Origin of the sequence: uncultured Lamprocystis sp., from assembly GCF_903933125.1 — a bacterium.
GTDB lineage: Bacteria > Pseudomonadota > Gammaproteobacteria > Chromatiales > Chromatiaceae > Thiodictyon.
Genome location: NZ_CAIZIZ010000029.1, coordinates 1 through 21,193 on the forward strand (window position 1 = coordinate 1; position 21,193 = coordinate 21,193).

19 protein-coding genes are annotated in these 21,193 nt (G+C 66.6%); 8 read left to right on the forward strand and 11 right to left on the reverse strand.

The genetic code is table 11. The features are described 5' to 3' along the window. The first annotated feature begins 360 nt into the window (after positions 1-360). A complete protein-coding gene (locus QZY03_RS01235; protein WP_295577401.1) occupies positions 361-597 on the forward strand; it encodes a DUF433 domain-containing protein in 237 nt (78 codons plus the stop codon). A gap of 53 nt (positions 598-650) precedes the next feature. Here the strand turns inward: QZY03_RS01235 and QZY03_RS01240 are convergent, their stop codons facing one another. The 8 genes from QZY03_RS01240 to gshB form a co-directional block, all read right to left on the reverse strand. Next, the gene (locus tag QZY03_RS01240; RefSeq protein WP_295577403.1) at positions 651-1,940 is read right to left on the reverse strand and encodes a dihydroorotase; all 1,290 of its coding nucleotides are present in this window, start codon (positions 1,938-1,940) and stop codon (positions 651-653) included. Beyond that, positions 1,933-2,937, reverse strand: a complete 1,005-nt coding sequence (locus tag QZY03_RS01245) for an aspartate carbamoyltransferase catalytic subunit (protein ID WP_295577405.1) — start codon at positions 2,935-2,937, stop codon at positions 1,933-1,935. Before QZY03_RS01245 ends, QZY03_RS01240 begins: the two co-directional genes overlap by 8 nt. Beyond that, positions 2,937-3,482, reverse strand: coding sequence for a bifunctional pyr operon transcriptional regulator/uracil phosphoribosyltransferase PyrR (gene pyrR, locus QZY03_RS01250; RefSeq protein WP_295577407.1), 546 nt, complete (start codon positions 3,480-3,482; stop codon positions 2,937-2,939). The genes QZY03_RS01245 and pyrR overlap by 1 nt, the downstream gene beginning before the upstream one ends. Positions 3,483-3,525: 43 nt before the next feature. Next, positions 3,526-3,972 carry a Holliday junction resolvase RuvX gene (gene ruvX, locus QZY03_RS01255; protein ID WP_295577410.1) on the reverse strand — a complete coding sequence of 149 codons (447 nt, stop codon included), beginning with the start codon at positions 3,970-3,972 and terminating at the stop codon, positions 3,526-3,528. Continuing rightward, positions 3,972-4,535, reverse strand: a complete 564-nt coding sequence (locus tag QZY03_RS01260; protein ID WP_295577412.1) for a YqgE/AlgH family protein — start codon at positions 4,533-4,535, stop codon at positions 3,972-3,974. The genes ruvX and QZY03_RS01260 overlap by 1 nt, the downstream gene beginning before the upstream one ends. Positions 4,536-4,648: 113 nt before the next feature. Further along, positions 4,649-5,722: an energy transducer TonB gene (locus tag QZY03_RS01265; protein WP_295577414.1), complete on the reverse strand. Its 1,074-nt coding sequence runs from the start codon at positions 5,720-5,722 to the stop codon at positions 4,649-4,651. Next, on the reverse strand, positions 5,719-6,837 hold the full coding sequence (locus tag QZY03_RS01270) for an FAD:protein FMN transferase (protein ID WP_295577416.1): 1,119 nt from the start codon (positions 6,835-6,837) through the stop codon (positions 5,719-5,721). The genes QZY03_RS01265 and QZY03_RS01270 overlap by 4 nt, the downstream gene beginning before the upstream one ends. Positions 6,838-6,881: 44 nt before the next feature. Further along, on the reverse strand, positions 6,882-7,835 hold the full coding sequence (gene gshB / locus QZY03_RS01275) for a glutathione synthase (protein ID WP_295577418.1): 954 nt from the start codon (positions 7,833-7,835) through the stop codon (positions 6,882-6,884). A gap of 235 nt (positions 7,836-8,070) precedes the next feature. On the opposite strand from gshB, the gene QZY03_RS01280 reads away from it, so the two are divergent. The 7 genes from QZY03_RS01280 (at position 8,071) to QZY03_RS01310 (ending at position 18,076) form a co-directional block, all read left to right on the forward strand. Further along, positions 8,071-8,502 carry a response regulator gene (locus QZY03_RS01280; RefSeq protein ID WP_295577421.1) on the forward strand — a complete coding sequence of 144 codons (432 nt, stop codon included), beginning with the start codon at positions 8,071-8,073 and terminating at the stop codon, positions 8,500-8,502. Positions 8,503-8,574: 72 nt separating this feature from the next. Further along, the gene (locus QZY03_RS01285; RefSeq protein ID WP_295577423.1) at positions 8,575-9,021 is read left to right on the forward strand and encodes a response regulator; all 447 of its coding nucleotides are present in this window, start codon (positions 8,575-8,577) and stop codon (positions 9,019-9,021) included. A 5-nt stretch (positions 9,022-9,026) separates the two neighbouring features. Next, on the forward strand, positions 9,027-9,623 hold the full coding sequence (locus QZY03_RS01290) for a chemotaxis protein CheW (protein ID WP_295577425.1): 597 nt from the start codon (positions 9,027-9,029) through the stop codon (positions 9,621-9,623). Further along, entirely contained in the window at positions 9,602-11,638 is a 2,037-nt protein-coding gene (locus tag QZY03_RS01295) for a methyl-accepting chemotaxis protein (RefSeq protein ID WP_295577427.1), read from the forward strand. Before QZY03_RS01290 ends, QZY03_RS01295 begins: the two co-directional genes overlap by 22 nt. A 69-nt stretch (positions 11,639-11,707) precedes the next feature. Further along, complete coding sequence (locus QZY03_RS01300) at positions 11,708-15,913, forward strand: Hpt domain-containing protein (RefSeq protein WP_295577429.1); 4,206 nt, start codon at positions 11,708-11,710, stop codon at positions 15,911-15,913. A 250-nt stretch (positions 15,914-16,163) separates the two neighbouring features. After that, complete coding sequence (locus QZY03_RS01305) at positions 16,164-17,567, forward strand: response regulator (protein WP_295577465.1); 1,404 nt, start codon at positions 16,164-16,166, stop codon at positions 17,565-17,567. Further along, positions 17,564-18,076 carry a chemotaxis protein CheW gene (locus QZY03_RS01310; RefSeq protein ID WP_295577432.1) on the forward strand — a complete coding sequence of 171 codons (513 nt, stop codon included), beginning with the start codon at positions 17,564-17,566 and terminating at the stop codon, positions 18,074-18,076. The genes QZY03_RS01305 and QZY03_RS01310 overlap by 4 nt, the downstream gene beginning before the upstream one ends. Before the next feature lie 64 nt (positions 18,077-18,140). On the opposite strand, the gene QZY03_RS01315 is transcribed toward QZY03_RS01310, so the two are convergent. From QZY03_RS01315 to QZY03_RS01325, 3 genes are all read right to left on the reverse strand, one after another. After that, positions 18,141-18,560 carry a bacteriohemerythrin gene (locus tag QZY03_RS01315; protein WP_295577434.1) on the reverse strand — a complete coding sequence of 140 codons (420 nt, stop codon included), beginning with the start codon at positions 18,558-18,560 and terminating at the stop codon, positions 18,141-18,143. A gap of 90 nt (positions 18,561-18,650) precedes the next feature. After that, positions 18,651-19,346: a rhodanese-like domain-containing protein gene (locus QZY03_RS01320; protein ID WP_020504681.1), complete on the reverse strand. Its 696-nt coding sequence runs from the start codon at positions 19,344-19,346 to the stop codon at positions 18,651-18,653. Then, entirely contained in the window at positions 19,343-20,929 is a 1,587-nt protein-coding gene (locus tag QZY03_RS01325; protein ID WP_295577438.1) for a CHAD domain-containing protein, read from the reverse strand. The genes QZY03_RS01320 and QZY03_RS01325 overlap by 4 nt, the downstream gene beginning before the upstream one ends. Positions 20,930-21,193: the final 264 nt, after the last annotated feature.

Genomic DNA, 21,193 nt, shown 5'->3' on the forward strand with positions numbered 1-21,193 from the left:
GGTTACCTAAAGGAAAAGAGGGCCTCGATCAAGATTCCGGCCACTTGGGCTCGCCGGGTGCGTAGTCAGGCCATCCTGGCCTGACACCGTCAGGGCTGGAAGCCCTGACTACGCACGCCGTTGGCCGGGATCACGATCAAGGCCGAAAAGAGCGAGCGGGTGGAGTGGGAGGATCTGATGGGTGCACAAGCGGGTTCGCTCGCCTCCATCTGGGATAATCCGGAAGATGAGGTGTGGAGTGTCTATAGGCGTGGAGCCTTAGCCCTGGTACTTTTTCCGTTTTCACCGGGCGCGACTGAGCCCCCATGTCCAGCTGTAATGCTGATATCGCAGCCGTTGCCACTCTGACAGAGAAAACATATGAATTTTCCGGAACTAGAGCGAATCACGATCAACCCCAAGGTCATGGGCGGCAAGCCTTGTATCCGCGGCATTAGGATAACGGTCGGCACAGTCACTGGATTGCTGGCGTCAGGCGAAACGATAGACAAAATCCTCGAACTCTATCCTAGCCTGGAACGGGCGGACATTTATGCGGCCCTGGCCTATGCGACCTGGCGGGCCGAAGAATATGACGTACCTCTCCAGGCATCATGAAGAATCGCATCCGAATGTTGCCGCTAAGTGGTACCTAATCACGTCCACCTGCACTAAGCACGCTCATGGACGATCCGCCCGCCGAGCAGGGTCCAGCGTACCCGCCCCCGCAGTTGACGACCGAGGAAGGGGGTGTTCTGACCCTGACTGACGAGTGTCTCGGGGCTCAGGACCCAGGTCTCGGCCGGATCGAAGCAGCAGATGTCGGCCGGCCGGCCGGGCGCGAGACGGCCCAGGTCGTGGCCCAGGATCGCGCTGGGTCCGGTGGTCAGGCGGGCAATGGCGGCGGACAGGGTCAGGACGCCCTCATCGACCAGGCCCAGCGCGAGCGGCAGCAGGGTTTCCAGGGCCGAGATTCCGGGTGCGGTCTCGGGGAAGGGCGCCTGTTTGGCGTCGGCGTCATGGGGCTGATGGTCGGAGCAGAGTGCCTGAATGGCGCCCTCGGCAACGGCGGTGCGCAGCGCCTGGCGGTCGGCCAGGGTCCGCAGCGGCGGGATCACATGACAGTCGGCGTTGAAGCCGTAGACGTCGTCTTCGGTGAGGAAGAGTTGATGTATTGAGCAGTCGCCGCTGGCCGGGATGCCGCGGCGTCGTGCCTCGGCCAGCATCTCCGCGCCGCGTGCGCTGGAGAGTCCGCGGAAGTGGATACGTGCGCCGGTTTGTTCGGCCAGGGCCAGGGCGCGGGCGACGGCGACGGTCTCGGCGGCCTCCGGGATGCCGGGCAGACCCAGTCGGGTGGCGACCCGACCCTCGTGGGCGCAACCCCCCTCGCTGAGATCCGCGTCCTGGGGTTGCAGGAACAGCGTGAGGCCGAAGGTGGCGGCATAATCGAGGGCGCGCATCAGCACCTGGCTGTTGCGGATGGGCCGGTCGGCCTGGCTGAGCACCGGGCAGCCGGCCTGTTTCAGGGCGGCCATTTCGGTGATATGTCTGCCGTCCAGGCCCTGGGTGATGGCTCCGACCGGCAGCACCCGCGCCAGCCCGTGGCGTTGCGCGGTGCGCAGGATGAGTTGGGCAACCGCCGGGGTGTCGATGATAGGGGCGGTGTCCGGCGGGCAGCACAGGGTGGTGATGCCGGCGGCGGCGGCGGCCCTGGTCTCACTGGCGATGGTCGCCTTCTGTTCGTGGCCGGGCTCGCGCAGCCGGGCGGAGAGGTCGATCAGACCGGGGCAGACCACCAGGCCGCGCGCGTCGAGTGTGACGTCTGGCTGGAATCCGGCCGGGGGCCCGTCGATGGCGAGGACCCGGCCATCGGCGAGATGCAGATCGGCCGCGCGGTCGGTCCCGCTTGCCGGATCGATCAGGCGACCATTGCGAATGCTGATCTTCTTGCTGCTAGTCATCGAGGTCCCCTACGGCGTCCTGGCCGCGCAGGTTCTGGGTGCCGATACACATGGCAATCACCGCCATGCGCACGGCGATCCCGTTGCTGACCTGTTCGAGAATCACCGAGCGCGGCCCGTCGGCGACCTGGGTGTCCATCTCGACTCCGCGGTTGATGGGGCCGGGGTGCATGACGATGGCGTCCGGCCGGGCGGTGGAGAGGCGCTCTTCGGTGAGTCCGTAAAGCTGGAAATATTCGTGCTCGCTGGGCAGCAGGGCGACGCTCATGCGTTCGCGCTGCAGCCGCAGCATGATCACCACGTCGGCGTCGCGCACCCCTTCGCGCAGATCCTCGAAGACCCGCACGCCCAGGGATTCGACCTGCGCCGGCATCAGCGTGCGCGGGCCGATGACCCGGATCTCACCGGCGCCGAGGGTATTGAGCGCGGCGATCTGGGAGCGCGCCACCCGCGAGTGCAGGATGTCGCCGACGATGGCGATGCGCAGGTTTTCGAAGGCGCCCTTGTGACGGCGGATGGTGAACATGTCGAGCATCCCCTGGGTCGGGTGCGCATGGCGCCCGTCCCCGGCATTGATGACGCTGACGTGGGGGGCGGCCTGGGAGGCGATGAAGTGGGCGGCGCCGCTGGCCGCATGGCGCACCACGAACATATCGACCTGCATCGCCTCCAGGTTGCGCAGGGTGTCGAGCAGGGTCTCGCCTTTGGTGGTGGCCGAGGCGGCGATGTTCAGATTCAGCACATCCGCCGACAGCCGTTTGGCCGCCAGCTCGAAGGTGGTGCGGGTGCGGGTGCTGGTCTCGAAGAACAGGTTGGCAACGACCTTGCCGCGACACAGGGGAACCTTCTTGACTGCCTGCTGGGCGACGCCGAGGAAGCCCTCGGCCTGGTCCAGAACCTCGGTCAGGAGTTCGCGGCCCAAGCCCTCGACGGTGAGGAGGTGCTTGAGGTGACCCGCGGGGTCCAATTGCAGATCGTGGGCGTTGGCGTGGGACATCAGGGTGCGGCCTCGACCTGGTGCGTCTTGAGTGCCGTCTTGGCCGGCGCGCGGCCGCGCACCAGGACCAGCGGCGCCGGGCCGGTCAGCTTGATTCGCTCACCCGTTTCGAGGCGCGCGTGCAGGCCCACCACGTTGGGCTCGATCGGCAAATGGCGTCCGTCCAACTCCGCCAGGGTGGCGAGGATCACCGATTTGGGACGGCCGTAGTCGAACAGGGTGTTGAGTGCCGCGCGGATGGTCCGCCCGGTCTGGAGGACATCGTCCACCAGAATGATATGGCGGTTTTCGACCGTGACCGGCAGGTGCGAGGGGCGAACCTGCGGGTGCATCCCGATCCGGCTGAAGTCGTCGCGGTAATAGGAGATGTCGAGATGGCCCAGGGGATCGGCGAGGGCCAGTTCGGTGTGCAGCCGCTCGGCCACCCAGACCCCGCCGGTGTGGATACCGACCATTAGGGGTGCGGCGATCTGCCGCCGTTCGAGCAAAGCCTGCAGGGCGACTCCCATGCTGGCGATGGCCGCCTCGACGGCGGCGTGATCCATCCAGATCGTTTGAGCGGCATCGGGCCGGCTGATCGTTGCGGGGCTAAGGGGTTCGGGGTTGCTCACTGAGCCAGGCTTCCAGAATCAAGGCGGCCGCCAGGGCGTCGACCGCGTGGTGGGGTGGGGCGCCGGTGCGCGGCTTGGGACCGATCCGCGGGTTGAGGCGGCTGGTCAATTGGGCGCGTGCCTCACAGGAGGTGAAGCGCTCGTCGACCAGATGCACCGTCAACCCGAAACGCCCCTGAATCTGGCGCGCGAAGCGGTGGACCAGGGGCGCCCAATCCGCTTGCGTATCGTCCAGCTTATAGGGCAGGCCGATGACCGCCGCGCTGGGCTGCCAGTGCCGCACCAGGGCCTCGATGCCCGGCCAGTCCGGATGCGCACCGCGGCAGGTCAGGGTGGTCAAGGGGGTGGCGGAGCCGGTGACCGTTTGGCCGACCGCGACGCCGATCTTGCGCGGGCCGAAGTCGAATCCGAGCAGGGTTGGCACTACGCGTGTCCGGCCTCGCCGCTGAGCAGGTTGAGATCGACGCCGAGCAGCTTGGCGGCCGCCAGCCAGCGTGACTCCGCGTCCAGTCGGAAGATGATGTCGTCGTTGGCGGGGCCGCTGAGCCAGGCGTTGGCGCTGAGTTCCTGCTCCAATTGGCCGCTGCCCCAGCCGGCATAGCCCAGCGCGATCAGCGCTTGCGGCGGACCTTCGCCGCCGGCGATGGCCTCCAGCACGTCGCGTGAGGTGGTCACGCTGATTCGGGCGGTGATATTGAGGGTGGAGTCGAACGACGGGCCGGCGGTGTGGAGCACGAAGCCCCGATCCGTCTGCACCGGGCCGCCCTGGTAGACCAGGGTATCGCGCACCGCGCCGAGGCGGGTGGGGATGTCCAGTTGCGCCAACAATTCGCCCAGGGTCACCTCCGTGGGGCGGTTGATGACGATGCCCATCGCCCCCTGGTCGGTGTGCTCGCAGACATAAGTGACCGTTCGCGCAAAATTGGGGTCCTGGAGACCCGGCATCGCGATCAGGAAGTGGTTGGTGAGTGAGGTACTGAAGCCCATGGCGCTAGTATCCCGTGCCCCGCGGGCTGGGGCAAGTCCGAAGCGACGGATAATGGGCTATTCGACCTTGACGGGGAAGGATGGGTTTCGCTGCGCTCTACCCATCCTACTCCCTACTCCCAGCCGAGTTTGCCGCCGCGCAGGAATTGCCAGGTGCGGATGATGTCGAGGACGTCGGTTTCGGCGGCGATGTCGGGTGGGAAGGGGGCGTAGGGCGCGGCGAGTTGGACGATCTTGATCGCGGCCTGGTCCAGCAGTTCATGACCGGAGGAGCGCACGATCCGGATCTTTTCCACGGTACCGTCCGCACGGACTCCGACATGCAGGATGAGACTGCCGTGGAGGCGCCGGTCCTTAGCAGCCTGGGGGTAGTTGAGGTTGCCGATCTGTTCGACTTTGCGCGCCCAGGCGGCCAGATAGTTGGCGTAGCGGTATTCGCGGGTGCTGGCACTGATCGACTTGTGCCGCTGGCGGCTGGCATAGGCGCTGCCGCGTGCCTCCAGGCTCTCGGTGAGACGGGCGATCTCCTGGTTGCGGCTGGCGAGGATCTGGGCGGCATCCACCGGTCGGCCCGGGTCGCTCAGGGGATCGTTCAGTGGGTCGACCGGCGGCTTGACCTGATGCTCGGGTTTGGGCTCGGGTGCCGCGGTCAGGACCTCCGGCGGCTGAGTCCGCGCGGGTGGGGGAGGCGGCGGGAGCGGCGCCGGGGGCTCCGGTTCCACCACCTCCTCATCCATGACTTCGACCTCGGCGTCCGGGTCCGCGTCGGCCGAGACGACGCTGTCGGCTTGCGGTGACTCGCCAACGCGCGAGCGCTGGGACAAAGCGGCATCCGGCTCGGGTGTCGCGGTGGTCTGCCCGGCGTCCTTCAGGATCAGGATCTCGAGTGTCTCATCCGCGGGCGCCTGGGTGTCCGGTTGGGGCATCTGAAACGAGACGCCCAAGAGCAGGAACAGGTGCAGGAACAGGGCCGTCAGCAGGGCGAGCGGCAGGACGCGCGACGGGCCGTCGTCCGGCGGCGCGGTCAGCGCGCGGGGAACCGGCGGTGTCTGGTGGGTCGCGGCGTCCGGGTTGATTCCACGTTTCAGGCGGAAGCCCCATAGGCGCGCGGCCAAGGCGCCGCCGGGAGGTCGAGACCGTGCGCCCGGTTTGGTGCGCTTGCGGTTGGAGCGGGTCCGCTCGCTCACGCCGGGTTTGCGCGAGGATGAACGGTGGCCGCGGCTGCCGGTGATGCGAGCGGCGGGCTCACAATCAGTTCGGCGTTGGCGTCAACGATGTCGAGCCGCGCGTGCAATTCCGGGTTCAGATGGACGGTGCCCTTGCTGTCCACCAGGATGACGTAGCGTAAACCGAAGGCTTGGGCGACCTCGTGCCAGTGCTTGGGACCGGCGATGAACAGGGCGGTGGCGGCGGCGCTGGCGGTGGCGGCGTCACCATGAACGACGGTCACGGATCGGGTGCCGCGTGCCGGGTGGCCGGTGCGCGGGTCCAAGATGTGGTGATAGTTCTGGCCGCCGTAGATGAAGTCACGGTCATAGGCCGCGGTGGTGGCGACGCTCTCGTCGCCCATGACCTTGAGCACGGCCAGCACGCCGGCGCCGCTCGGACGGCGAATCGGAATGCGCCAGGGTTGACCGCCCCGGTCGCCGATGGCCCGCAGGTCCGGACCGATCTGCACCAGGGCGTCACGAATGCCCAGTTCTTTGATCAGGGCGATGGCGAGGTCAATCGCGTAACCCCGGATGATCGGATGGAAATCGAGCCTCAGGGCGCGGTTATTGCCTTGGATCTCAAGCCCGTCGAGCTTGATGTCGGCCATGCGGGGGTTCGCTTTCACCCAGCGCTCGATCACCTGATCGCGTGGCGGCGGATTGCATTCCGGTTGCGGGACATTGAAACCCCAGAGGGCGATCAGATTGCCGAGCGCCGGGTTGAACAGCCCGCCGCTCAATCGTTCGTAGGTTTGGCTCATGCGGACCAGGGGCAGGATGGCGGGCGGTGCGACGAATGACTCACCCGTCGGCAGGAGTTTATTGACACGTTCCATGGCGCCGGTCTTCCAGGTATCCAGGGTGCTGTCGAGGAAACGGAAGTCTTGCTCGATGAGGTTCTCCGCGCGCGCGGCCAGGGCGGGTTCCACGCGGACCAGACTCAGGTCCACGATACTGTCGAACGCCATGAAACGCGCGGTGATGACCGGCGCCTCCGAGCGGCAGCCGGTGAGAAGGATGAGCAGCGCGGCGGCAATCCATCCGGCGCGGCGGCGGGTCCGGCCGGAAAACGGGTCCAACGGATACAGCATGGGAAGCTCCGGGGCGCGAGCCCGCGACCGGGGACCTGGTCGCGTCAGGCAGTGGGAAGGCGCGCGGCGATGGCGTCCAACAGGTCGCCCGCGATGTCCAGTCCGAACTGGGCATCCAGTTCGCGGATGCAGGTCGGACTGGTGACATTGATCTCGGTCAAATAATCGCCGATGACATCCAACCCTGCGAACAGGATGCCGCGCGCGCGCAGCACGGGTCCGACCTGAGCGCTGATCCAGCGGTCGCGTTCGGTCAGCGGACGGCCTTCGAACGAGGCGCCGGCGGCCAGGTTGCCGCGCGTCTCGCCGGGGGCCGGGATGCGCGCCAGGCAGTAGGGTACGGGCTCACCGTCGATCATCAGGATACGCTTGTCGCCGTCGGCGATCTCGGGGATGAAGCGCTGGACCATGCACAGGCGCCGGCCGCGCTCAGTCAGGGTTTCCACGATCACACTGAGATTCGGGTCCGCCGCCCGCACGCGGAACACCCCGGACCCGCCCATGCCGTCCAGGGGCTTGAGGATGATGTCCTGATGGATGGCCTGGAAGGCGCGGATGTCGGTTAGATGCCGCGTCACCAGGGTCGGCGGGGTGCACTGGGGAAACTCCACCGTGAACAGTTTCTCGTTGGCGTCACGCAGGGTACGCGGATCGTTGATCACGCGTGCCCCGGCGCGCTGGGCGTGTTCCAGCAGATAGGTCGAGAAGATGTACTCCATGTCGAAGGGCGGGTCCTTGCGCATGAGCACCGCGTCGAGGTCGCTGAGCGGGCGAGTGGACTCGATGCCGAACCGGTACCAGCCCGCCCGATCGTCGGTGACCCTGACCTCGCGCATCCGCGCCCGCGTGTGCCCTTCGCTCAGGAACAGGTCGCCGACTTCCAGATACTGCAAGCCCCAGCCGCGCCGCTGCGCCGCGAGCATCATCGCGAAGGTACTGTCCTTCTTGATGTTGATGGACCCGATGGGGTCCATGATGACGCCGATTTGAATAGCCATACCGCGAGTGTACCCCAAGACGCTGTGCCACTTGAAGCCGCCGTTGGCGTGTGACCTGGAACGCGGTTTTCAATCCACGGCTGTACCAGTCCCTGGTACACGTGGTACAACATCGACCGAGAAAAGACCCTTGGCGCACTGTGCCGTGTCCGGCTTTTGACTTCAGCCGCTTCAGGAGTTTCCGGAGCGGGCAGCCTTGGTGCCACGGCAGTGTTCACGCTCGGATACCAATCGCATGGCGGGGTTGCAGCCCATGAATGACGCGGACGCGGACGCGGATAGTGACCTGCGCGGGGCGCGGGTGCTGGTGATCGACGACAGCAAGACGATCCGCCGTGCCGCCGAGGGCCTGCTGATCAAGGCGGGCTGCGAGGTGCGGACCGCGGAGGACGGTTTCGAGGCGTTGGGCAAAATCATGGAGTTCAAGCCGGATCTGGTGTTTGTCGATATCATGATGCCGCGGCTGGACGGTTATCATACGTGCGCACTGATCAAGGCCAATGCGCAATTGCGGGATACGCCGGTGGTGATGCTCTCCAGCAAGGACGGATTGTTCGACCGGGCGAAGGGCCGTCTGGTCGGGGCTGGCCTCTATCTGTCCAAGCCCTTTACCGGTAAGGAGTTTATTGATGCGGTGCGCGGCTCGTTGCGGCGCATCGCGGACTGAGGCGAGTGTTGTCGAATACATGATTTTCCGGCAATCGCCCAAGGCGATTTCCGCCAAGTATAGAGTCGATCTATGATCAGAGTTTCCCGCAGTCGCGACGAGGCTGGTCCCGGCCCTGGCACCGGTTCGCCCGCTGGCGCGTCGGACCGCGCGCGGGCCACCGTGCTGATCGTCGATGACTCACCCACCGAGTCCCGCATCTTCTCCAATACTCTGGGTAAGGCCGGGTACCGTGTCGAGACGGCGACCAACGGCGAGCAGGGGATCGAAATGGCGCGGCGGCTGCAGCCGGATGTCATCCTGATGGACGTGATCATGCCCGTGCTCAACGGCTTCCAGGCCACCCGCATGCTGCACCGGGACGCGGCGACGGCGGGCATTCCGATCATCATGGTGACGACCAAAGACCAGCCCACCGACCGCGTCTGGGGGATGCGGCAGGGTGCCGTGGATTATCTGATCAAACCGGTCGCCGCTACCGAGCTGCTGGCGCGCGTCCAAGCGGCGCTCCAGCGCTGATCGCAATGAACGCACCGACTGCCACGGGCGCTGCGCTGTACGACCTGTTGGTCGCGGTCGAGGCTCGCTTTCGCGCACTGACCACGCACCTGCCGGAGGACGCGCCCGCGGTCGGGCGCTGGTCGGGGATCCTATTTCGGGTCGGCGCGTCACGGCTGCTCACCCGGCTGGATCAAGTGGTCGAGGTCTTGAGTGTGCCCGCCGACCTGACCCCGGTGCCGGGTACCAAGCCCTGGGTCTTGGGTGTCGCCAATAACCGCGGAACCCTGCTCCCGCTCCTGGACTTGGCCGCGCTGACCCAGGACGGCGTACCGACGCGGCGAGAGACGGACCGCGTGCTGGTCGTGCGCCAGGATGACCTGCCTTGCGGGTTGGTGGCGAACGAGGTGCTCGGTATCCGCCATTTCGCGGAGGCGCAGCGGTGTGCTGCGCCGTCCGCCGGGATTGGTGTGCTGCAACCCTTTGCCCAAGGCGCTTTCCCGCTTGCGGGTGCGGTGATTCCGGTAATCGCGCTGGACCTGTTGCTCGCGGATCCCCTAGTCAGTCAGGATACTTCAACCGGACCCGGAGTCGGAACGCGATGGCGAAGGCAAGCGAGCTAGCGCAGGACAACAATGCCGCTGGCGGTGTCAATGGGGCGGTGATCGGCTGGGCGGTGTTCGCCTTGGTCTGCGCCGCCCTGGCGCTGGTGAGTTATGTCCTGATGAGGGACGTCGCGGACGGCCATGCGCGCCTGTCACTGGCGGCGGCGGCTCAGCAGGCCCTGGGTCAGCAAATGGCGCGCGCCGCGGGCGCGGCGGTCGTCGGCGATGCGGGTGCTTTTGATCGGCTGCGCGCCGATCGGGATCGGTTGCAGCGGGGGATGGACGCGCTGCAAGCCGGATCGGCAGCCGCCGGGTTGCCGTCCTCACCCGCGCGCGTGCAACCGCAACTGCGCACTGCGCAGACCGCCTGGCTCGGCTATCGCGAGACAGCGGATCGCATCCTTGATGCACAGGCCGATCTGCTGGGGATGCGTGAGCTGATTCAGTCCACCGCGGCCCTGCTGCCGGACATCGGGGTTTCCATGACCCGATCCGCCGAGTTGATCGTCGCCGAGGGCGCGCCCGCTGGGCAGGCCCTGGAGGCCGGTCGCCAATTGGCGCGCCTCGCGGCCTTGAATGCCGGTTTGGAGCGGTTGCTGATCGGTGGTCCCCCGGGGCTGGTGGCGGGCGATGCCGGCGATGCCGCGGCCAAGGAATTTGCCGTGCACCTGAATGCGCTGACCGAGCAGGCGGGCACGCGCGGCGCGACCGCGACGCGCGATGCACTGGCGCAGACCGCCCTCCTATGGACCTCAATACGCACCGGCGTCGATGCGCTGCGCAAACTGGCGCCACGGGCGCTTCCGGCGATCGATGCCCTGATACCCTTGCAGGAGGCCGGGGCAGTGTTCGATACCGCGCTGAATACCTTGGTGGATGCCTATCGTGAGGCGCCGCTGGAAGCGCGGGTCGGACCCGTGCCGGTCGGCCCCTGGGCGGTGTCGCTGTTCACTGCCCTGACACTGGCTGGGCTGTTCGCGCTCGGTGTCGGCGTGGTGACTGACGCGCGGCGGCGCGCGGCGGCCTCGCTGGCCCAGAGCGAGCGCGACGAGCAGGCCATCCTGCGGCTTCTCAACGAGATGGGCACTCTGGCCGACGGCGACTTGACCGTGACGGCTACGGTGACCGAGGACAAGACCGGTGCCATCGCCGACTCGGTCAATTACGCGGTGGAGGCCCTGCGGGGTCTGGTTACGACCATCAACGCGACCGCCGCCAAGGTGGCGCAGGCGTCACAGGAAAGCCGCTCCATCGCCGTGCGGTTGACCGATGCGGCCACGGCGCAGTCCGCGCAGATCACGCTGGCGTCCGGTGCCGTTCGGTCATTGACCGAACAGATCGAAGATGTTGCCAACAACGCGATCGCGTCGGCCGAGGTCGCCTCGCGGTCGGTCCAGGTAGCGGGACGGGGTGCCCGGACCGTGCGCGACACCATTGCGGGCATGGACGCGATCCGCGAACAGATTCAGGAGACCGCGAAGCGCATCAAGCGTCTCGGCGAGAGTTCCCAGGAAATCGGCGAGATTGTCGAGTTGATCGACGATATCGCCGATCAGACCAATATCCTGGCCCTGAACGCCGCCATGCAGGCAGCCATGGCCGGCGACGCCGGACGCGGTTTTGCGGTGGTCGCCGACGAGGTGCAGCGGCTCGCCGAGCGTTCGCGTAACGCGACCAAACAAATCGAGGTGCTGGTCCGCACGATCCAGGCCGACACCAATGAGGCGGTGAGTTCCATGGAGGCCAGCACCGCGGGCGTAGTGGAGGGGGCGAATCTGGCCGAGAACGCCGGGGAGGCGCTGCGCGAGATCGAGAACGTCTCGGCTTATATCGCCGACCTGACCAAGCGTATCGCCGATTCCTCTGCGCGTCAGTCCGGCCAGTCGGCGGAGATCAACGCGACGGTTCAGGCGATTCGGGGGATCACCGAGGAGAACGCGGACGGGATCCGACGGGCCGCCGCGGCGGTGGAGGAGCTCGTGAGTCTGGTCACCGAACTGCAGCGTTCGGTGGCGGGTTTTCGGTTGACCTGATGGACCGCGGTCTGGCTCGCGGCCTGTTTCAGTGCCTTGTCCAAGGCTTCACCCAGGGGCAGTGATCCCATGGTAGCAAAGGTTGTCGGCGGTCTGAAGTGGGTCAAGGGCGAAATCGCCGCGACCCTGCGTCGGGTCACCGAACGCGTGGAAGCCTACGGGCAAACCAGCGACCCCGGATCCCTGGGTGATGCGGTGGACGCCTTGTTCGAGATTCGCGGTGTGCTGCTCGCGCTGCAACTCACGCTGCCCGCGCGTTTGGTGGACGAGATGCAGCGGCTATGCGATGCCATGGCCGAGTGTCGCGTGCGCAGCCCCAAGGAGGCTGCCGAGGCCATGATACTGGCCCTGATTCAGCTGCCCAACCACCTGGATCGATTGGACGTCGGCAGCGCGATCGACCCCTTGAGCCTGTGGCCGACCATCAACGATCTGCGGGAATCGCGGGGTGCTCCCCCGCTGACTCAGGCGGAGCTGCTGGTTCCGGGTTCGGTACTGGCCGAGGAGGAGGAAGACCTGCCGCCGGAGGCGCTGGAGGCACTCACCACGGTCTTTCGCAAGGTGCGGCCGCACTTTCACCGCGATCTGGTCGAGTGGTACCGCCCCGCGACCAGCAGCGAGGGCCTGATCAAACTCGGGCGTCTGTTCCATCAACTCCACCGGTTCTTGAAAGACGGGATTTTGGCGGATTTGTTCCGCTTGGCCGAGGCCTATGCAGTGGGCCTGCAAGGCGGGGCGATCACCGGCGATGCCGATGCCCAAGCGTTAATCGGGCGCTTGGATCGGGTGTTCAAGCCGCTGGTCGATAGCCCGCCCGAATGGCCAGACGCCGAAGCCCATCAACTGATCGATGCCTTTCTCGGCGCGTTGTCCAGTACCTCGATTCAGACACCCAGCGTAGACGATATCCAGGCCCATTATCAGCGGGTGCATGGAATGGTCGCCAACCGCCCGCGGGCGGGCGATGCCGCGTCCGATGCCCTGGCCGGCCTGGCGCAGGCGATGTTGAGCGAGCTGACGCCCCTGAAGGAACGGCTGGATGCCTTTGTGCGCGGCGCGCGCGACGATCGGACCCCACTGGATGAGATCCGGACGGGTCTGCGGGTTCTGGCACGCACGCTGGACGTTGCCGATACCGGGGATCTGCCCGAGCGTCTGCGCCTGCTGGCGGACGGTTTCGGCGAGCTGGTGCCGGCCGGAACGGTCGATGAGGTCCAGCGGTTGGAAGCGCTGGCGGCCGATTTGCTGGGAATCGAGGCCGTGATCCAGGCCTATGCCGAGCATCGTGACCCCCCTACGGGCAGCGTCATCGCGCCCGGACTCTATGCCGCGGAATTGCAGAAGGCGACGCTGCGCGAGGCCCGGGCCGAATTCGTGGGTGTGCGGGACGCCATCCTCGCCTGCCGCGTTCCGGGGGCACATCCGGCCAATTTCCGCGACATCCCTGACAGCCTGTTTCGGGTGGCCGGCGCGTTGCAGATCCTCGGCGACGATGCGGCGGCCCAGGTGGCCACGGACCTCGCGGTGTTGGTTCGGCGCCGTTACCTGGCGGCGGATCGCTGGCCGCGGGATCTGGAGTTCGGCTTTCTGGCGGACGCTATCGCTGCCTTGGAACTCCATATCGAGCGCGTCGAAGAAGGCGAGCCGGAGGATCATGACCTGATTCGCCAGTCTGCCGCGGCGCTACGTGACCTCGATCGCGTACTGGGCTCCGGTACCGCTGTCGTGCCGGGCGATGCGGACCAGGCCGACGCCGTGCAGCGCGTCGCGCCCGCACCGGCGCCCGCGCCTGCCGCTGGCGACGCAGTCGAGGCTGCCTCCGATGCAAGTGCGCGTCCAACCCAAACAGGCGGGATCTCGCCCGAGTTTCTCGACATCTTCCTGGAGGAGGCGCAGGAGGAGACGCAAGCGATCGGCGCGCAGTTCGCGCGATGGCAAGACAACTTGGCCGATGAGGGTGTACTCAGCGCATTGCGTCGCAGCTTCCATACCCTCAAGGGGAGCGGGCGGCTGGTCGGTGCCGTGCGGATCGCCGACCTCGCTCAGGCCGCCGAGGGCCTCCTCAACGGGTTGCTGGAGCAGGGTCTCGTGCCGGATGCCGCACGCGTCGCCTGGCTGGCCGCGGTGGTTGAGGTGCTGCCGAATCTGGTTGCGGCGGAGGCGCAGCAGCGTCCGCTGGACATCGCCGGGCTGGTGTCGCGGGCAGCGCAACTGGGCCAGTCTTCCGGGACCGCAGCGGCCGCTTTGACGTCCGCGGATCTCCAGTCGGCGGACACGGCGGCGCGCGCGTGGCCGGGGTCGTCGGCGTCTCCGGAAACGGTGCGGCGCGCGGGGGAGCAGGGGACCGTGCCCGGGTCCGCTACCGACGTCACCGCGGCGGCGCAGTGGCCCTCGGCGGGGTTGCTCGTTGAATCGGCTGATCAGTGGTTTGCGGCGCAACTCGATTGGCTGAATGCGCCGCCCGAAGCGGCGCCCGTGGTCGCCGCCGCGGTCACGCCCGAGGAACCGCGCGCCGATGCGCTGACCGCGGCGGACTTGACGGATCACGCCAGCGTTTTTGTCGCCGACGACGAACTCCTGGCCATCTTTCGTGCCGAGACCCTCCATCACCTGGACGCAGTGCGTGCCTTTTTGGTACGGGCGGCAGCCGGTGATGCGGTGCCGGATGAGGGGACCGTCCGTGCGCTGCATACGCTCAGCGGCAGTGCCCGGATGTCGGGAATCGACTCGATCGCGAATGTCGCGCGGTTACTGGAGCGGCGTCTGGGTGCGCTGCAGGTCGCGGCCGAGGCCGCTACTGCGGTGACTTTGGCACTGATCGAGCGGGCCGTGGATGGCATTGCGCAACGCATCGCGGAACTTCCCGCGATCGATACCGGGGCGGATCTCTTGCTCGCCCTGGCCGCGGACCTGACCGCGATCACGGTGCCGGAGGGGGTGCGCGCGGTGACGTCGGAGGCGCCCGCGGTGCAGGGACCGCCGCTTGAGCTTGATCTCGAAGGTTTCGCCCTGCCGCCGCTGAGTTTGGCTGATGCATCGGTGGTACCCGACCACGATGCCAGGTCTGATCCGGTCGAGGCAGTGAGTGTCTTGCTGGATCAAGGGCTGCTCGAACCGCGATTCATCGACCCTGAGCAATCCGACGCGCAGTCGGTATCCGATCCCGCGGTGCCGGGCGGTGTCGACGGGGACGAGGCGGCGCAGCGGGACTGGGATCTGGTCGATTTTCTTGATTTGTCCGATGAGTTTGCGCTCGCTGAGGATGGCGGCGGTGATCGCTCCGGTCCGTCTGGAGTGGTGCGGTCAGTGGACGAATTGCCGAAGCCGACGCCAGTGCATGTACCGCATCCGCAAGACTCCGGCAGGCTTGCCGCGGATGACTTGGCTGCTGAACTGGCGGCGGCGGTTGGCGTTCTGGACGCCGAGCTGGGGGCGGTCACCTTACCCCCGGCGGGTGAGGCGGCCGAGGGTCCGGAGTCCGCGCCGATCAGTCAACCGGTTATTCAACCGGTCAGTCAACCCGTAGGTCAGGAGCCCGCCGGCCCGAGTTGCGAACCGGCAGGCGCGTCGGACGATCACGCCGATCAGGAACTCTTGAGCCTGTTCCTTGATGATGGCCGCGATCTGCTCGACGGCATCGATGCCACGCTTCGAAGCTGGCAGTTGGCGCCTCAAGACCTTGGTGTGCTTGACGGGATCAACCGGCTGTTGCATACGCTCAAGGGCAGTGCCCGTCTGGCCGGGCTGAGCCCCATCGGTGACCTGAGTCATGCACTGGAGACGCGGCTGACCGCGGTACGCGCCGCGCGTGGCCAGGTCGACGATACCACCCTGGAGCTGGCGCAGCGGACCGTCGACACCCTGTCACTCCAGATGGATGCGCTGCAACAGCACACGCCGCTCCCGCGCGCCGCGGCCCTGGTGGCGGCTTTGAGCCAGGAGCCTGAGCCGGTGGGTGCGACGGACGAAACCGCACTGGTGATCCTGCGCTCGGCTGTCAGTGTTTCTGCCGCTACGCCTGCGCCTCCCGCGGTCGCGACGGCAGCGGACCCCGTGTCCGCCCCGGTTGGCGGACCCAGGGACGTCGGGGGGGGGGACGGTGCCGCAGGTTCGGGTGCGCTCCGACCTCATCAACCGGCTGGTCGATGCGGCCGGAGAGATCGGTCTCTACCGCGCGCGCCTCACCCAACGCAACGGTTTGCTGAATTCCGGTCTCGGGGAACTCGACCAGACCGTGCGGCGATTGCGCGATCAACTGCGTCAACTGGAGACTGAGACCGAGACGCAGATCCGCTCGCACTACGAGCGCGAGGGGGCGGAGGACGCGTCGGGACCGGCTTTCGATCCACTGGAGCTGGACCGCTTTTCGACCTTGCAGCAACTCTCCCGCAGCCTGGCCGAGACCGTGAATGATCTGGTCAGTCTCCGGGACTTGCTGGGCGGTTACCAACGCGAGTCCGCGGATCTGCTGACCCAGCAGGCGCGGCTGGCGAGCGATGTGCAGGACGGGTTGCTGCGTACGCGGATGGTCCCCTTTGTTCAGGTGGTTCCGCGGTTGCATCGTCTGGTGCGCCAGACGGCGGAGAGCTTGGGCAAATCCGCCCGCTTGGAGGTGATCGGACCGGAGGTCGAACTCGACCGCTCCATCCTCGACCGCCTGGCGGCGCCTCTGGAACATCTGCTGCGCAATGCCGTGGATCACGGCCTGGAGGCGCCGCCGGAACGTGCCGCTGCCGGCAAACCGGCCGCCGGCACCGTGACCCTGGCGCTGAGTCGGGAAGGCAACGAGGTCGTGATTCACCTGAGCGACGATGGCCGTGGGCTCGATCTGGCGGCGATCCGCACCCAGGCAGTCGCCCGTGGCCTGTTGTCGGCGCAGGCGGAACTCGAGGCCGATGCGCTGATGCAGTTCGTCTTTGAACCGGGCTTCACCACCCTGGGGCAGGTGACTCAGATCTCCGGACGCGGGGTTGGTCTTGACGTGGTGGCTTCTGAAATCAAAGCCGCCAACGGCACCATCGACCTGAGTTCGGTCCCTGGGCAGGGCGCGCGTTTCAGTCTCCGACTGCCGCTGACGCTGGCGATCCTGGACGCCTTCCTGGTGCGGGTGGGTACGAGTGTCTACGCGCTGCCTCATGCTTCCGTCGCGGGCGCCGCGCGCATTGGTCGGGAAGATCTCGCGGCGATCTATCAGGGGCGGGGTAGGGACTTCGCGTATCAGGGTCACGCGTATCGTGTGGCTTATCTGGGCCGGTTGCTCGATCCCGATCTGCAGCCCAACCTCGGCGAGCAGCGCTGGCTGCCGCTGCTGTTGGCGCGAGTGGGCGATCTGCGGGTGGCGCTGCAGGTGGATGCCTTGATCGAGAGTGCCCGGATCCTCGTCAAGCCCTTGGGCGCGCAGTTGGCCTCGGTGCGCTGGCTGGCCGGCGGCACCATCCTGCCGGATGGGCGCGTCGCCTTGATTCTGGATGTGCTCGCCTTGTTACGTTCCGGTGCCGTCCATGATTACCTGCCTCCCAGCCAGGGCGTCGCCGTTGCGGCGAGTCAGCCGGTTTGTGTGATGGTCGTGGATGACTCGCTGACCGTGCGCCGGGTCACCGCGCGCTTGCTGCGGCGCCAAAAGTACGAGGTGATCACCGCCAAGGATGGTGTCGAGGCACTCACCTTGTTCGACGCACGTCGGCCCGACCTGGTCCTGTTGGATATCGAGATGCCGCGGATGGATGGTTATGAACTCACCCGCCATATCCGACGGTCGGAGCGGTTGCGTGACCTGCCAATCATCATGATCACCTCACGCGCCGGGCCGAAGCATCGCGATCACGCCTTGGCGCTCGGGGTCAACCGCTATCTCAGCAAGCCTTTCCAGGAGTCCGAATTGCTCGACGAGATCACCTCCCTGCTGGCGGAGCGGGAGCAACAGCCATGAACCAGGACGAACAGACGCTGCGGGTCCTGCTGCTGCCGGTGCCGTGCGATCCGAACCCATGGGATCTGTTGCTTCCGGGCGCGGCGGTCGCCGAGATCGTGCGCGCCGAGCCGCTGACGGCCCCGGCGCCAAGGGCGCCGGACTGGCTGATCGGCTATCTGGCGTGGCGCGGATTGCAGTTGCCGGTGATCCGCCTGGCCGCCCCGGATCGGTCATCCGATGACCAGTTGCGTCATCTTCAGGCCGTCGTGTGCCATGCCCCGGGGGGCGATCCGAGTCTGGCCTTTGTCGCGATCGAGAGCCCCGGGGTGCCCCGGCTGGAGCGTGTCACGCCGGAAAGCGTGACCGCGTCGGCCGCGCTTGCCGCTCAGGAAGGGCATCCGTTTCTTCAGGTCACCCTGTGTCTGCGGGGTCGCCCCGCGGCCCTGGTGGACCTCGACGCGATCGAGCGCGCCGTGCTTGGGGTGCTTCCGGCCGATGAGGTGCCGCCAGGCAATGCGTCAGACTAGGTTGAACACGAATATAGCCTTCGGACGTGACAACCGCACGTAGGGGCGGGTTTCAAACCCGCCGCTACACCAAGGGTCTGTCTGGATGCGAGCGCGCGTGCAGGGCATAGAGCACGTCTTCGTCGGTGATGTGATCGACCAGCCAGTCCTGGGTCAGATCAAGGGCGCGATCGGCCAGATCCTGGCTGGGACCGAAGGTTGCAAGATCTTCCGCCAGGGCGTCCAGACGTTTGAAGAATGCCGCGTGAAGTGCCTGGTGGGTCGCCAGGGCAGGATAGGCGTGGTCGCGCATGAATGACTCCTCGGTGGAGAAGTGGCTCGCGGCGTAGTCGCGCATGAACGCGAGCGCTTCCTCGACCGCCCGGAGTTCTTCGCGTTCCAGGATGCGTTGGTAGAGCCGGTGGGACGCCTCGAAAAATCCCTGGTGTTGATGGTCGATCTCGGCGATGCCGACGGAGTAGACGTCTGACCAGTCGCGCAGCATGGGTCACCTGTGTGGGTGGTTGGGTTGGCGGTCTTCGACCGGACATTATCCGCCAACGCTCGGGCAATGGGTACGGGCCCTGCCTTTGTTTTAGTGCGGCGATGCCTTGACGGTCGTGAGTCCAAACTGTTCCCATGACTGCATCCCGCCGCGATACCATTTGAGTCGATGGGCGGGGTAACCCAGGTCCAGCAGGGCGCGGATGTTGGTGGGTGACTGGCCGCACCAGGCGCCGTTACAGTAAAAGACCAGGGTCTTGGCATGGCCGAAATTCCACAGACCCTCCACGCGCACAGCACCGAATTCCAGTTCCAGCAATTCGGCCACCGCGGACGGGGAGGCGGTTGCCGGATCGATGCGTGTATAGGGGATGACGACGGCCCCCGGAATCACGCCGTGTCCGGTCCAGGCCGGCGTTCGCGAGTCGATGACCAGGACCGGCTCGCCGCTGGCCGCGCGTTTGAGGTAGTCGATCAGTTCCAGTTCGCCGATGGTCTCGACACCGGGTGCCAATTGCATCGGCTGAATGCAGTATGGGGGGCAATCACGCGCGGTCTTGTCGTAAGGTGACGGGATGACATGCCCCGGGTCCTGATGACGCATCAACAGAACCTTGCCGCCGCCCTGTCCAAGTTCGACATAGGGCATGGCGGCGGTGATCTTGACGCGCAGGTCGTCGAGATCGAAAGGTTCTGTGCTGGGATCTGCCGCGTGCGCGGCAGCAGCGGCCCCGAACGAGAGGAGGAGCGACAGGATGGCGGCGGCGAGACGGTCGCGGGGCTTCATGGAGAGGGTTGACGGTCGAACAGGTTGCGAAAGGCCAGTTGGTTGTGCTCGCTGAGAAAATCGGCAAACACCCGGTCGAATTGGTCGCGAGTCGCTTGCCGCCTCCCGAGCAGGTTGCCGATCAGGGCGCCCATGGCGAGCAGGGTTGCGGTCTGCGTCTGCGCTTGCGCCTCATCACGCATGGTCTGGGCGAGGTCGCGCAGATGGGCGGCCTGGACCGCCAGGTCCTGGTAGCTGCCCAGATTATCGAGCAGTCCTTTCATGAGACTGATCAGCGCGCGGCATTGGCCCTGGGGATAGAGGCTCTGGAAGAACTCCATGAGGTAGCGGAGCTTCTTGCAACTCTTACGCAGTTCGTGCAAATCTTCAGGCGGTGATTCGGCGCGAATCGCCCGACCCTCGCGGCGGACCCGCTTGAACATCGCGCGGATACGCTGGTTAGCCACCTGTTGGATCGGACGCGCACCGTTGGCGGTGTTGGTCGCGTCAGCGGCGGGCGCCTGGAGGAATGATCGCCAGTCAGCCATCAGGCGGGTGAAGCGATCCGCCGCGAGCGCGTGCGCGAGGCGGCGCTGCTCCGCCGCATAGCGTGCCAACAGAAAGTCCCGCAGGGGTTCCAGATCGGCACCCAGGGGTGCGGGTAGGGACTGTCGATAGGCCGCGAAATCGAGTAGATAGACATCGAGATCACGGACCGGGCCGGTGATTTGTTGCAGCCAGGCAAACTCCTCCTTGAAGTGCGCGACCACGGCCATCGGGAAGACTCCGCGCAACTGGCTGAGGGCCGAGCGGGTGCGCCGTGTCGCGACCCGCAAGTCGTGGAGAAACTCCGAATCGAGGTTGGCTCGGGCGCCGTCCAGATTGGCCTCCAGGGTGGTCAGCAGTCCGCGCAGGATTTGCTTGGTCACCAGGTCGGCGCGGGTTTCCGGCTCGAGCCGGAAATCGAGTTTGGACGAGTAGTCGGCGGGGTGCCGGTCAGCGGCGGCGAGGGCCTCCAGCAGGATGGGTTCGTGCGCGGATGCGATGCCGAGTTCGCCCATCAAGTCCTTCAGCGTCGCCTTGAGAGGGTCCTCGTCGCCATGTTCGATCCGCACGCGCACGCGGACCTGCAGTTCTCCCACGCGCCCGCCGCGCGGGTCGCGGAAGCGCGATGCCTCGATCGTCAAGTGCGCCACTGTCTTATGCGCTGCCTTGTGATCCGCTTTGTCATTCAGGCTGTGCAGATCGAAGGTGCGGATGTGCGTTTCGATGTGCATCATCGGCAGCAGACAACGGATGTCGGTGATCTCCATCAGTCGCGTCCGCACCGGGCCGGGCGGCAGGTCCGCCGGGAAGGCCGGCGGTGCGGGGGCGATCTGCGCCAGCGGTGCGTCGGCTTGGTCCAGGTCGTGCCAGATCAGCGATGGGCGCGGCGGGGTGTCGCGCCACTCCAGGGTTGCACCGCTGAGGTAGACTGACCAGTCGAAGGTGTCGACAAAGGTCCGGTTCAAAGTCTCGGCGGGGTCCTCCTCCAGTCGCCAGTGCGTTTGGAGCGCGGCGAGCAGGCCGGTTATCCGGGCGGGGTCTGAAACCACGTATTCCATGTCGATCACGTTCTCTGGTTTACCTGGACTGCAAACGGCCGGGAGACCGCGGGGGTGGTGACGTCGGCGCGGAGACGACGACCGGCGGGGAACCCGCGGGAGCCGTGATTATCACAAAAGCAGGGCTCGGGTGATACGCTCGCGGACGCCTGTGCTCCGGCGGTAGCCCCGGAGTGCTTGCGGAAACTCCGGACGCACCCATCTGGTGCGAGGACGGCACGCGAAGCGCGTCACAACGGAGCGACAGCCACGCCATCCGCGGTT

Excerpts from the sequence above, each read along its gene's own strand:
- QZY03_RS01240 (WP_295577403.1), bottom strand. The coding sequence starts at position 1,940 with ATGACTAGCAGCAAGAAGATCAGCATTCGCAATGGTCGCCTGATCGAT.
- QZY03_RS01290 (WP_295577425.1), top strand. The coding sequence starts at position 9,027 with ATGAACGCACCGACTGCCACGGGCGCTGCGCTGTACGACCTGTTGGTC.
- QZY03_RS01325 (WP_295577438.1), bottom strand. The coding sequence starts at position 20,929 with ATGGAATACGTGGTTTCAGACCCCGCCCGGATAACCGGCCTGCTCGCC.
- QZY03_RS01295 (WP_295577427.1), top strand. The coding sequence starts at position 9,602 with ATGGCGAAGGCAAGCGAGCTAGCGCAGGACAACAATGCCGCTGGCGGT.
- gshB (WP_295577418.1), bottom strand. The coding sequence starts at position 7,835 with ATGGCTATTCAAATCGGCGTCATCATGGACCCCATCGGGTCCATCAAC.
- QZY03_RS01300 (WP_295577429.1), top strand. The coding sequence starts at position 11,708 with ATGGTAGCAAAGGTTGTCGGCGGTCTGAAGTGGGTCAAGGGCGAAATC.
- QZY03_RS01260 (WP_295577412.1), bottom strand. The coding sequence starts at position 4,535 with ATGGGCTTCAGTACCTCACTCACCAACCACTTCCTGATCGCGATGCCG.
- QZY03_RS01280 (WP_295577421.1), top strand. The coding sequence starts at position 8,071 with ATGGCGGGGTTGCAGCCCATGAATGACGCGGACGCGGACGCGGATAGT.
- QZY03_RS01235 (WP_295577401.1), top strand. The coding sequence starts at position 361 with ATGAATTTTCCGGAACTAGAGCGAATCACGATCAACCCCAAGGTCATG.
- QZY03_RS01270 (WP_295577416.1), bottom strand. The coding sequence starts at position 6,837 with ATGCTGTATCCGTTGGACCCGTTTTCCGGCCGGACCCGCCGCCGCGCC.
- QZY03_RS01310 (WP_295577432.1), top strand. The coding sequence starts at position 17,564 with ATGAACCAGGACGAACAGACGCTGCGGGTCCTGCTGCTGCCGGTGCCG.
- QZY03_RS01285 (WP_295577423.1), top strand. The coding sequence starts at position 8,575 with ATGATCAGAGTTTCCCGCAGTCGCGACGAGGCTGGTCCCGGCCCTGGC.
- QZY03_RS01315 (WP_295577434.1), bottom strand. The coding sequence starts at position 18,560 with ATGCTGCGCGACTGGTCAGACGTCTACTCCGTCGGCATCGCCGAGATC.
- QZY03_RS01305 (WP_295577465.1), top strand. The coding sequence starts at position 16,164 with ATGGTCCCCTTTGTTCAGGTGGTTCCGCGGTTGCATCGTCTGGTGCGC.
- QZY03_RS01320 (WP_020504681.1), bottom strand. The coding sequence starts at position 19,346 with ATGAAGCCCCGCGACCGTCTCGCCGCCGCCATCCTGTCGCTCCTCCTC.
- QZY03_RS01245 (WP_295577405.1), bottom strand. The coding sequence starts at position 2,937 with ATGTCCCACGCCAACGCCCACGATCTGCAATTGGACCCCGCGGGTCAC.
- pyrR (WP_295577407.1), bottom strand. The coding sequence starts at position 3,482 with ATGGATCACGCCGCCGTCGAGGCGGCCATCGCCAGCATGGGAGTCGCC.